This is a genomic window from Catenibacterium faecis, assembly GCF_014306455.1.
GTDB lineage: Bacteria > Bacillota_I > Bacilli_A > Erysipelotrichales > Coprobacillaceae > Catenibacterium > Catenibacterium mitsuoka_A.
The window spans coordinates 20999-32216 of the sequence record NZ_JACRWG010000028.1; the positions used below are offsets into that span (position 1 = coordinate 20999).

The 11218-nt window shown below is 33.9% G+C and carries 10 protein-coding genes; all 10 read right to left on the reverse strand.

Translation table 11 applies throughout. From position 1 onward, the window contains the following. Window positions 1-11: 11 nt before the first annotated feature. Entirely contained in the window at window positions 12-860 is an 849-nt protein-coding gene (gene rapZ, locus H8909_RS07540) for an RNase adapter RapZ (protein ID WP_022424408.1), read from the reverse strand. Window positions 861-938: 78 nt separating this feature from the next. Continuing rightward, window positions 939-1850: a thioredoxin-disulfide reductase gene (gene trxB, locus H8909_RS07545; protein WP_187012381.1), complete on the reverse strand. Its 912-nt coding sequence runs from the start codon at window positions 1848-1850 to the stop codon at window positions 939-941. 3 nt (window positions 1851-1853) lie between these two features. Beyond that, window positions 1854-2501, reverse strand: coding sequence for a pyrophosphatase PpaX (ppaX, locus tag H8909_RS07550; RefSeq protein ID WP_117459677.1), 648 nt, complete (start codon window positions 2499-2501; stop codon window positions 1854-1856). A gap of 24 nt (window positions 2502-2525) precedes the next feature. Beyond that, window positions 2526-3584 carry a histidinol-phosphate transaminase gene (hisC, locus tag H8909_RS07555; protein ID WP_187012382.1) on the reverse strand — a complete coding sequence of 353 codons (1059 nt, stop codon included), beginning with the start codon at window positions 3582-3584 and terminating at the stop codon, window positions 2526-2528. After that, window positions 3584-4360 carry a Cof-type HAD-IIB family hydrolase gene (locus H8909_RS07560; protein WP_187012383.1) on the reverse strand — a complete coding sequence of 259 codons (777 nt, stop codon included), beginning with the start codon at window positions 4358-4360 and terminating at the stop codon, window positions 3584-3586. The genes hisC and H8909_RS07560 overlap by 1 nt, the downstream gene beginning before the upstream one ends. 101 nt (window positions 4361-4461) lie before the next feature. Continuing rightward, entirely contained in the window at window positions 4462-7578 is a 3117-nt protein-coding gene (locus H8909_RS07565) for a SpaA isopeptide-forming pilin-related protein (protein WP_187012384.1), read from the reverse strand. A 134-nt stretch (window positions 7579-7712) separates the two neighbouring features. Beyond that, window positions 7713-8516 carry a zinc ribbon domain-containing protein gene (locus H8909_RS07570; RefSeq protein ID WP_187012385.1) on the reverse strand — a complete coding sequence of 268 codons (804 nt, stop codon included), beginning with the start codon at window positions 8514-8516 and terminating at the stop codon, window positions 7713-7715. 5 nt (window positions 8517-8521) lie between these two features. Continuing rightward, window positions 8522-9025, reverse strand: a complete 504-nt coding sequence (locus H8909_RS07575) for a thioredoxin family protein (RefSeq protein ID WP_187012386.1) — start codon at window positions 9023-9025, stop codon at window positions 8522-8524. Between the two features lie 77 nt (window positions 9026-9102). Then, window positions 9103-10629 (reverse strand): 2,3-bisphosphoglycerate-independent phosphoglycerate mutase, encoded by a 1527-nt coding sequence (gene gpmI, locus H8909_RS07580; RefSeq protein WP_187012387.1) that lies wholly within the window; start codon window positions 10627-10629, stop codon window positions 9103-9105. A 74-nt stretch (window positions 10630-10703) separates the two neighbouring features. Continuing rightward, window positions 10704-11102 (reverse strand): hypothetical protein, encoded by a 399-nt coding sequence (locus H8909_RS07585; RefSeq protein ID WP_230310085.1) that lies wholly within the window; start codon window positions 11100-11102, stop codon window positions 10704-10706. Window positions 11103-11218: the final 116 nt, after the last annotated feature.

Consider the following 11218-nt stretch of genomic DNA (forward strand, 5'->3'; position numbering starts at 1 on the left):
TTTCACATCCTCTAGTGGTCAGCATCACGATGCCACTTATATACTTTATAATATTTCTTATAATGGTCTGCAAGGAAATTAGTTAATGTGACAGAACGGTGCTGGCCACCTGTACAGCCAATACCGACAATCAATTGCATTTTTCCTTCTTTTTCATATTCTTTCAATAAATAATCATAATAAGACAAAGTCCTTTTAATAAATTCCTGAGTTTCAGGTTTTTCCATAACATAGTCATAGACTTCTTTATCATTTCCTGTCTTATTTCTAAGTTCAGGAATATAGAATGGATTTGGCAGGAATCTTACATCAAGAAGTAAATCAGCATCCTTAGGAATACCAAACTTATATCCAAATGATACAAAAGAAACACGGAATACTTCTCCTGTTTCATGATAGAAAGATGCTTCTAGTCTATCTTGTAAAGCTGTACGCTTTAATAGAGTTGTATCAATGATTAAATCAGCCTGTGTCTTAATCTGTTCATATTCCTGGCGTTCTAATTCAATAGAGTCATAAAGTGTATTGGCTTTATTCATGATCATCATTGGATGTGAACGTCTTGTCTGCTTATAACGCTTTAAGATTTCCATATTTTCACAATCTAAGAATACAACAGTCAAATTGATCCAATCCATATTCGTTAATTCACGAATTGCCTGAAGTGCATCTCCTAGATAGATTCCCATCGCAATCTTACCACCTAAAGTTTCATCTAATAAATAATCTCCAAACTGTTCAAGTAGTGCAACTGGATAGTTATCAATACAATAATATCCCATATTTTCAAATATAGCCATGGCAGTAGATTTACCTGCACCTGACATACCTGTAACTAATACAACTTCTACATTCTTCATAGACTTATATCCTCCTCAACCTTACTCATTATAACATACAATGATAAGTGTATAAAGCATTCAAAAAGAGAACTATCACTAGTTCTCTTCAACAAGCTTAGCAGCATATTGTCCAGCAATTGCACCATCATTGGCTGCAGTGACAACCTGTCTTAATGTCTTTGTTCTGACATCACCAATCGCAAATATTCCAGGAATTTTTGTTTCCATATGTTCATCAACATCAATATAACCCTGTTCATTTGTGATGCCTAAATCCTTCACAAAATCAGTGACTGGATCTAAACCAATAAATGGGAAAATACCCTGTACATAAAGGTTTTCTAGTTCTTTTGTATCACTATCTTCTAGTTCTAAGCCTTTTAATGTATCATCTTCTACAATTAAAGCATGTGGCTTCTTCTTGAAATGGAATTCAATTTTTTCATTATTAAGTGCTTTCTTCACTAGATAATCATCTGCACGGAAGACATCACGTCTCATAATAATATGAACCTTTTCTGTAATACCAGCAAGATAGATTGATTCTTCAATCGCACTATTTCCTCCACCAATGACAGCAACTTCTTTTCCTCTAAAGAATGGTCCATCACAAACAGCACAATAAGAAATACCTTTACCTGTCATTTCATCTTCTAAGTGTAGTCCCATTTTTCTTTCTTTAGTTCCTGTCGCAATGATCACTACGCGAGCTTCTAGTTCTTCTTTAGAAGTAATAACCTTCTTATAGTCACCTTCATCTACAATAGATTTCACTTCTGTCATCTTTAACTGGGCACCGAAGTTAAGTGCCTGTTCATACATATCATATGCAAGCTGAGGACCCATCATCTCTTTTATTCCTGGATAGTTTTCGATGTGAGCTGTTAGGTTTAGTTTGCCACCTGGTGCACCTGATTCAATAACAGTCACATTAGCGCCTGCACGACTTGCATAAAGTGCGGCAGTGAGTCCTGCTGGTCCACCACCAATAATTATAATATCTTTCATAATCTACATCCTTTCTAGATAATCATATAAATCATCATAAGACTCCATCATATAATCTGGATGTTCACCAAGAAGTGCCTTAGTCCCTTTTAAAGACCAAGTAACTCCAATAGTTTTAATACCTGCATTCTTGCCTGCTTGAATATCAGTCACATTATCACCAATCATATAACCTTTTGTCGCATTCATCTTCTTCATTGCAGTCAATACTGCTTCTGGATGAGGTTTCCCATGTGTGACTTCATCACTTCCAATGACTACTTCAAAATACTGATCTAAGTGTGCACACTTTAATCCATATACAGCTGCATCCTTGAATTTTGTAGTCACAATAGCCATTCTTATTCCTTTCTCATGAAGTTTTTTTAATACTTCTGTTTCATGAGGGTATAGAGTAACATAATCATTATGCTTCTCATGATTATAAGCGCGATAGATTTGTACTGCTTCATCCACCTGATCACCTGAAAGATATCGAGCAAATGAATCTCTTAGAGGTGGTCCTAAGAATGAGAGAAGCTCTTCTTCTGATAATGTGTAATCAGGAAGAAGCTTTTTAAAAGTATATCTGAATGATTGGAAAATCAATTCATCGGTATTAAGTACTGTTCCATCTAGATCAAATAGAAGTACGTTATCTGTATATATCATATCATTAATTGTTTCCTTATGTGTTTAAGATGCTTGAATAATTTCTTTGACAGCATCTAAGAATGCATCCATTTCTTCATCATTTCCAATAGTGACACGTAAGTATTGATTAATACGTGGCGCATTGAAATATCTTACAATAATATGTTTCTTTCTTAACTCTTTAAAGATATGTTCTGCATCATAATCATCATGATGAATAAAGATGAAATTAGAATAACTGTCAGTCATAGTAAAGCCCATTTCTTTAAGGGCTTTTTTAGTACGTTCACGTGTTGCGATAATCTTTTTCGCATGTTCTTTAATCACTTCACTGTCTTTAATAGAAGCTTCACCAATCACCTGAGCAAGTGCATCAATTGGATATGAGTTGAATGAATTCTTGACATCATATAAATGTGATACAAGTTCTTTATTACCTAAAGCTACACCAAGTCTACTACCTGCAAGTGAACGGAATTTAGAGAATGTATGAATCACAAGTAAGTTATCATATTTCTTTAAGAGTGGTATGACTGTTTCTCCACCAAAATCAATATAGGCTTCATCAATCACAACAACACTCTCAGAATTATGTTTGATAATATCTTCGATATCATCTACAGACATAAGTTCACCTGTTGGCGCATTTGGATTAGGAAAGATAATTCCACCATTCTTATTAAAATAATCTTCTTTCTTAATCTTAAATGCATCATCAAGTGCCACTGTCTTATAATCAATATTAAACAATTCACAATAAACAGGATAGAAAGAATAAGTAATATCTGGGAAAAGAATAGGATTCTGTCCATTAAAGCATGTTAAGAATGTTAAGGCGAGAACTTCATCACTTCCGTTACCTAAAAAGACCTGATCATCTTCTAATCCATGATACTCTGCAATTAAATGTTTAAGCTTTGATGCATCTGCATCAGGATAGAGTCTTAGTTTAAATGGATCAAAGGATTGAATTGCTTCTTTGACTTTTTCTCCTGGTTCATATGGATTTTCATTTGTGTTTAGTTTGATAAGATTAGACATCTTAGGCTGTTCCCCAGCAACATAAGGTTCTACATCTCTTAAGTTATTTCTCCAGCTCATTATATTTTACCCCCTAGTATATCATCGATCATTTCATAGACATAACTATAAATATGATCTGCTTTTTCTTGAATATCATCATGTGCATAATTAAATGTACAGCCATGATCTCCTGCTTCAATCATTGAAAGGTCATTCCATGAATCACCTATTGTATAGGTTATCGCATTTGTTTTGTCCTTGAGATAAGTGACACCACTCCCTTTAGAACAGTTGTTAGGAACAATGTCTAGGAAATGAAGATTAGGGTGACATTCTACATCATCACCATATTTGTCTTCAATTCTTTTCTTAATGATATTAATTTGATCAATCTGATTATCTTCCTGATTTAAGCTAATGATCTGAAATGAAGGACTTTCCTTCATTAATGTCATGTAGTCGTCAGGAATAGGTATATTTCCCATATCACTATGTGCAAAAGATTGATGATTAAAACAACCATAACTATTCTTTCCATCACACATATGCACAAACATATTGGCATCTACTCCCCATTGTAGAATATCAAGTCCAATTTGTTGTTCTATATGTTTCTCATAGAGAGTTTCTTTATTGGAATCAAGAATTGCCCCACCATTGTTTAAAACAAGATAATCAAAAGGATAACCATCCTGCTCAAGGATTTTATTCATTTCTAATATATGACGTCCTGTACAATAAACAACTTGACCGCCTGCATCACGAAAACGTGTTAAGGCTTCTTTGTTTAAAGGTGAGATCTGTTCATTTTCACGATAAAGAGTTCCATCTATATCACAAAATACCATTTTCATAGTTCTCCCCTCCTTAATTTCACATTATATAGGAAGGTCTCAATAAAAAAAAGTCATATTAATAGAAAAAGACTGGAGAGAGATTTCTCCAGTCCTAAATATTAGCTTTCTTTCTTAATAAGAATGAAAATAATAGAAATCATTGAGACTAAACCTAAACCAATTATCATTAATAGATTTGTTGGATCACCTGTTTGAATGATTTCTATTGGTGTATTCTCATAATCAAATGTATATGTATTACCCTTCACATTTTCATCAATGACAACCTTCTTGACTTCTGTAGATAAGTGGTAGCCAAATGGTGCTTTTGTTTCTTTGATATAGTATGTACCATATCTTAAATCTTTAAATGTTGCGCTACCATCTTTTGATGAGGCAGCAACCATACTATAAATACAATCAGGGTCTTTGTAAAGTGTGAATTCAAAGTCTTTATCTTTGATTAATTGTTTTGTCTTTGCATCCACCTTATTCACCTGGATATTCACTAATATTGGCTTTTCTTTGATTTCTAAAGATAAATCTTCTTCCCCAGAAACAGTGAATGTAGTATCTGTTACTGTTTGATATCCTCTAGGTGTCTTTGTTTCCTTAAGAATATATTCTTTACCTGCTTCTAGATGACTTACTGCATGGGCTTTACCATCAGTGATCCATTGATCAATGAGATTTCCTTCCTCGTCAAATACAGAGAACTGGGCATCTAACACAGGTTCTTCTGTTTCTTCATCTATCTTATTGATAGTAATTTCAGCATCTTTCATCACAACTTCCTGATTTTCGTTAGAAACTGTAAATGTGATAGATTCTGCTTTGACATAATCATCTGGCGCTGTTGTTTCAATAAGTGTATAAGTTTGACCTTCTTTTAGTCCACTAACATAATGAGGAACATGAGTAGAAGTCCATGAATCCACTACATTATTTGATTCATCTCTTACTTCTAGTTGTGCGCCTTCTAATTCTTCTTTACCTGTAATTGTAGTTTTTGAAACAGTGATCTGTCCATCCTTCATTACATATGCTTCATTCTTCTTCTCATTAGATACAGTGAATGTGATAGATTCTGCTTTAATATAACCATCTGGGGCTGTTGTTTCAATAAGTGTATATTTCTTTCCTTCTTCAAGTCCACTTACATAATGTGCTTCTTCACTAGAAGTCCATGAATCCACAACTTTATTAAATTCATCTCTTACTTCTAGATGAGCACCTACTACTTCCTTCTCACCCGTTAAATCTGTCTTAGAAATCTTAACCTGTTTATCTTTCATTACAACTGCTTGATTCTTCTTTTCTTTAGATACAGTAAACTTGATAGATTCAGCTTTCACAAAACCATTAGGTGCTGTGATTTCAGTTAAGATATAGTCATGTCCTTCAGTTAATCCTTTGATTGAATGAGGCTTATTAGTAGAAATCCATGTATCAATAATCTTTCCATTCAAATCTGTGACCTGCATCTTTGCACCCTTGATTTCATCTGTACCTGCAATATCTTTCTTAGATGCAGTAACAGTCGTATCTACAAAAGTCATAGAGAACAGCTTATCGCCAGTGATCTTAACATATTGTGTTTCATCAGATAAGACAAAGTTTTCTTTATTACCATCTTCTTGATCTGGTGCAGATAATTCTTTTACATAATATGAACCATATGGTAAATCACCAGATTTTGCGATACCTTTGTCATTTGTCTTAATAGACATCACAAGCTGACCTTTCTTATAAAGGGTATGACCGATATACATATCATTATTCGCATAAATACCAAATTCTCCACCCTTTAATGGCTGATTGTTTGTATCAGTCTTTAGTATTTCAATCTGTCCTACTTTTACTTTATCTTGAGATTCGACATGATTCCATACAATAGAAGTTGTCTGATCCTTATAAGTGAGTTCTACTGTATAAGTTTGAGGATCTAAGTTATAACCTGCAGGTGCTTTTGTTTCTTTTACTGTATAGATACCTAATACAAGATTATTTAATTGACCACGACCTGTCTTATCAGTCATGATCTTACCTACTTCTTTATTTTCTGAGTTATATACTGTATATTCAGCACCTTCTAATGACGCTTCACCTTGTACGAGTCCATCTGCATCAGATTTCTTAATAAGAATTTGTCCTGTAGGGGCTTCATCAGTAATAGTGACTTCTGATGTTTCTCCTGGATTAACAGTTGTACTAAATGTCGCTGTATTCACTAAATATCCATGAGGGGCATTCTTTTCAGTAATGGTATATTCACCTACTAATAAGTTATCAAGTACTATTTCACCATTTGTGACTGTCACATCCTGATCGAAGTTATTACCAGTGACATGGAAAATGGCACCATCTAATAGTTTTCCACCTACATCTGTCTTTCTAAGCTTTAATCTTCCAATCACTGCCTGGAACTGTGCATTCGCAAATGTAGTGACTTCTGGAGGAAGTGTATACCAAGTACTAATATGCTGGTATTTATTATTGCCATTATGAATAATTAATGGCGCAAATGTGAAACCTCCTGACTTATAACCAGAATAGACTGGACCTGTATAAGACGCATCTGCTTCATAATGCATTGTATCTCCACCATAGATATCTACTGTTTCACCTGACTGGTTTCTTGTTTCATTGACTACCTTTGCTTTATTTGTACCAGTACTAATAGTAATATGATATCCATTAGGACCATTGAGTCTGACTGATTCTGATTTCTGTACTCTCGCATTTTGATCATAGTAAGTACTTAAATCATTCTTACTAAATAAAAGATTATTCTGATTCAAAGGATCAGGTTTAGAAGTTGCATAATTATAGAAATCAGCAATCTTACCTTTTTTAAGTGATGTATTAGAATAAGCATGAGAAAGCGCCATGGACATAATGACATTCTTTTCATCATCATTTAATCCATTCATACCATCCCATGTTTGATAACCAAACCATCCATAATACATAATCTTACGTATATTCGCATATTTAGGTTCTGTGCTTGTATAAAAATCACCTGACATTGTCTGATTCGATGGGGTTGTTTTCTTATGTTCTATACACCAGGCTCTTCTTCCATCAATTGTGAAATTACCTACAGTACTGCCATATGCAGTAGATTTACCATGCCATTCCATTTTATAGGATGCTGCACTGACACTTTGTGTAGTGATTCCTAATATCATAAGTAATGATAATAGAACAGCACCTATTCTTCTTACAATATTCATCTTGTTTCCCTTTCCACTAAATAAAAAAGACATATATATGTCATGAGAGAATCTATATAAAACAGTCCAATGACTGTAATTGGAGTCAAAAAAAGGGAAGCATGCATTATGCATACTTCCCTGAGGAATACTCGTTAACGAGCAAGAGAATGGTTTCCTTCTGTTTGTGCTTTAAATTGTGATTGGTACTTATTTCCCGGGTAAACTACAAGAGATACTTTACTATCATTGATATAAGCACCTAAGCCATAATGGCCTAAGGATTTTTTATTTGTCTCAAATTCTTCTTGTTTATTGTGGAAAGCTTTCATCAGCTTATTGTATGTAGGCTGATCAATCACTGATGTGATTAATTCTTTGTTGTCTTCCTGAAGAAGATCTTTGAATGTTTTACAATTATCTTTTGTGATTATTGTTTTAATAAAATCAGTCTTTGAACGATTATAAGTACGTTTAATCACAAGAGTTGTATCATCATTCAAAGATGTCTTACATGTAATAGTTGTATAGAGATCATTATTGGAATAAACAGAATAATCATAAGTAGCAGTAAATGTCTTACCATACTGTTTTTCTAATGATTTCTTATAAGACTGAGCAGGTTTGATGAATGTTTCAGCATTAGAAAATTTCTTCTTAAATGCGCTAGAAGAATCAAAGTGATAGACTTCTTCTCCTTCTGATTTCTTTAATTCACCTAACTCATAAAGTTTTGACTGCTGGAAATTAGATGTAATTGACTTTCCTGTAAAGAACTGACTATAGAATACAATAGCCATAGGAAGCGCAATAGTAAGTAACATGATGACTAAATAACCTTTCATCATGCGACCTAGAATAGTCGTACTTCTAGGTGGATTTCTTCTTAAATCATAACCGCAATGTGGACAGAAGTGATCTGTGGGTCTGATATCTTTATGACAATGTGGACATTTCATAGTTATTACTCCTTAAAATAATGATTCATAAATACTTTGAATTCTTTAATGAATTCGTTTTTCTTTTTGATTTGTTGACTACGATCCTTAATCGCATAATAGTCTTCATCAAGATACTGATATTTACTTTGTACAGAACCCTTTGAGATGACTTCTAATGTGGGCGTCCAATTAAAATCAAATGTTTTATAGAGATTCTTATAGAACTCTTTTTCTTCTTTTGTAGCATCTTCTTTGAGTGATGCATCACGATATGCTTTGATATTGAGGTAATAAACACCTTCATCAGGATGCTTATTAAGATAGTCTTCAAGGATAGGTTTAAAGGCCTGACAGTCTCCACAATCAGGACGACCTAGATAAAGCATGAAAGAAACATCTTCTTTCATGAGTTTCTTTAATTCTGTATATTGTATCTCTTTAATACCTTTTACACTCTTTTTTTTAACTGAAGATGTACTACATCCTAAAAGTATTAAAGTAAGGCATAAAATGAGTAATTTCTTCATTTTCATTTCTCCTTTTCGACTATATTACCATAAATAGAAAAAAAGCGAAACTAAGACGTCTCGCTTTAATAGTTCAATTATTTAATAAGGCTTGTACCATCCATTTCTTCTGGGATAGCAAGTCCTAGAAGCTGTAACATAGTTGGAGCTAAGTCTCCAAGTTTTCCGCCTTCTTTTAATTCAAGGTGAGAGTTTGTTACGATTAAAGGTACATCGTTTGTAGTATGTGCTGTGAATGGGTTACCTTCTTCATCAAGAAGTTTTTCAGCATTACCATGGTCAGCAGTGATTAACATAGTACCACCAAGTTCAGCAACCTTTTCATATACTTCACCAACACAATCATCAACTACTTCAACTGCTTTGATAGCTGCAGGAATAACACCTGTATGACCAACCATGTCGCAGTTAGCGAAGTTAACGATGACTACATCGAATTCTCCAGAATCTAATTCTTCAATTAACTTATCTTTTACAAGGTAAGCACTCATTTCTGGCTGTAAGTCATAAGTAGCAACCTTAGGTGAGTTGATTAAGTCACGCTTAGCACCTTCGATTTCCTTATCTTCTCCACCATCAAAGAAGAATGTTACATGGGCATACTTTTCAGTTTCAGCAATTCTTAACTGCTTTAATCCTTGAGCTGATACATAATCACCAAATGTGTTAATTAATTCTGGTAATGCGAATGCTACATGACCATTTACTGAATCAGCATATTTCATCATACATACGAAATAGATACCATTTCTCTTAGTTGCTGGTGTATATCCCTTATCTGCATAGAAATCAGGATTTGTCATAACAGTGGCAAGCTGGATTGCTCTGTCTGGACGGAAGTTAGCAAAGATAACTGAATCATTATCTTCTACAGCACCGTCTACTGCTGAGTTATAACCAGGTACTACGAATTCATCAAATACTTCTTCAGCATAAGAATCTTTTACGTACTGCACTGGATCAGTAAAGCTGTTTCCTTTATGATCAACAATTGCTTCATAAGCTAAGTTAACACGGTCAAATCTCTTATCACGGTCCATTGCATAATAACGTCCAGAAATAGATGCGATTTCACCAACACCGATTTTCTTCATTTCTTCAGCAAGTTCACCAATGAAGTCTACTGCTGAATCAGGTGCTACGTCACGTCCATCTAAGAATGCATGTACATAAACCTTAGTTAAACCAGCATCTTTAGCAAGCTTTAATAAAGCAAAGATATGTTCATTTGAAGAGTGAACTCCTCCGCTAGATAATAATCCCCAGATATGTAACTTAGAATCATTCTTCTTAGCGTTTTCTACTGCTTCTACAAATTTTTCATTTGTGAAGAAAGTACCTTCAGTAATTGCTTTATTGATTAAAGTAAGTGACTGATAAACAGTACGTCCTGCACCAATATTCATATGACCAACTTCTGAGTTACCCATCTGTCCTTCAGGTAAACCAACAGCGTTACCACAAGCTTTAATAGTTGTAGTTGGATACATTGCCATTAAATCATCAAGATTAGGTGTATTAGCAAGTTTTACTGCGTTACCATCAACTCTATCAGTTAATCCATAACCATCCATAATACATAAAACAATAGGTCTTTTTTTCATAACTTTTCATCCTCCGTATACTTCAAAGATAATAGCATTATCCACTTTGAAATTCAATAAGCATAATTTAAAATTTAAACATTTAAACCATAACTTTCTAAGATTTCTTCACCAAAGGAAATCAAGCGTTCAACATCGATATCCTCTTCTCCTCTTTGTGAATAAACGATAATCATCTGTTCATGATACTCAAAGCGATTACAATGAATAAGTGCATTAATATCTTTACTCATCTGAGGTAAATAGTTAATAAACTGATTCTCTTTCATCTTTCTTAAAAGAATACAATAATCTGCTAATGCAAGTTCTAGATGAAGAATTGTACGCATACGATCTTTATTAAGTACTGCTTCTTCAAGTATTCCTTCCTGTAAATCAATCTTTTTCATATGATTAAGTACGACCTTAACATTAGATATAGAACCATCCAACGCTTCCATATAACATTTCTCTTTGAGTTCTCTTTCCTTCATGATTTTCTCCATTTCCCCGCGCCTTTGTTGCGCGGACACAAATATATAACCAAACTCAAATCCCCCAAAACTCTAGTGTGCATCTCGATATAATAGTATAATCAAAGAGAGGTGGT

Bases quoted from the DNA above. Each gene is read 5' to 3' on its own strand.
- H8909_RS07575 (WP_187012386.1), bottom strand. From the start codon at position 9,025: ATGAAGAAATTACTCATTTTATGCCTTACTTTAATACTTTTAGGATGT.
- rapZ (WP_022424408.1), bottom strand. From the start codon at position 860: ATGAAGAATGTAGAAGTTGTATTAGTTACAGGTATGTCAGGTGCAGGT.
- trxB (WP_187012381.1), bottom strand. From the start codon at position 1,850: ATGAAAGATATTATAATTATTGGTGGTGGACCAGCAGGACTCACTGCC.
- H8909_RS07570 (WP_187012385.1), bottom strand. From the start codon at position 8,516: ATGAAATGTCCACATTGTCATAAAGATATCAGACCCACAGATCACTTC.
- hisC (WP_187012382.1), bottom strand. From the start codon at position 3,584: ATGAGCTGGAGAAATAACTTAAGAGATGTAGAACCTTATGTTGCTGGG.
- H8909_RS07565 (WP_187012384.1), bottom strand. From the start codon at position 7,578: ATGAATATTGTAAGAAGAATAGGTGCTGTTCTATTATCATTACTTATG.
- gpmI (WP_187012387.1), bottom strand. From the start codon at position 10,629: ATGAAAAAAAGACCTATTGTTTTATGTATTATGGATGGTTATGGATTA.
- ppaX (WP_117459677.1), bottom strand. From the start codon at position 2,501: ATGATATATACAGATAACGTACTTCTATTTGATCTAGATGGAACAGTA.
- H8909_RS07585 (WP_230310085.1), bottom strand. From the start codon at position 11,102: ATGAAGGAAAGAGAACTCAAAGAGAAATGTTATATGGAAGCGTTGGAT.
- H8909_RS07560 (WP_187012383.1), bottom strand. From the start codon at position 4,360: ATGAAAATGGTATTTTGTGATATAGATGGAACTCTTTATCGTGAAAAT.